A 473-nucleotide genomic window follows, 5' to 3' on the forward strand; every position below is an offset into this window, starting at 1 on the left:
AGGAGTCATCGATCCCGACCCGCTCCAGGCCCAGGACCTCGGCGAACAACCCGCACAGGATCTCCTCCCGGGGGTCGCGCGGCTCCCGGCCCGAGACCGAGGCCGCGTAGTCCGGCGCGGGCAGGGACCTCTTGTCCAGCTTGCCGTTGGCGGTCAGCGGAAGCTCGTCCAGCACCACCACCGCCGACGGCACCATGTACTCGGGCAGGACGTCGGAGACCCCACCGCGCACGGCGGCGCCGTCCAGCTCGGCTCCGGCCACCGGGACCGTGTAGGCGACCAGGGACGCGGGTCCGCCGTGGTCGTTCCGGGCCACGACCACGGCCTGGGCCACCCCCGGAACTCCGGCCAGGACGGCCTCGACCTCACCGGGTTCGACCCGGAAACCGCGGATCTTGACCTGGTCGTCCACCCGGCCCACGTAGTCCAGATCCCCCGAGGACGACCACCGCACCAGGTCACCCGTGCGATAC

The 473-nt window shown here is 72.3% G+C and carries 1 pseudogene; it reads right to left on the reverse strand.

Features of this window, described 5'->3' with window-relative positions:
- Nucleotides 1-473 (reverse strand): annotated as a pseudogene (locus DSY14_RS28135) (non-ribosomal peptide synthetase); the annotation flags it as partial.

Source organism: Nocardiopsis sp. MG754419 (assembly GCF_018207095.1).
GTDB lineage: Bacteria > Actinomycetota > Actinomycetes > Streptosporangiales > Streptosporangiaceae > Nocardiopsis.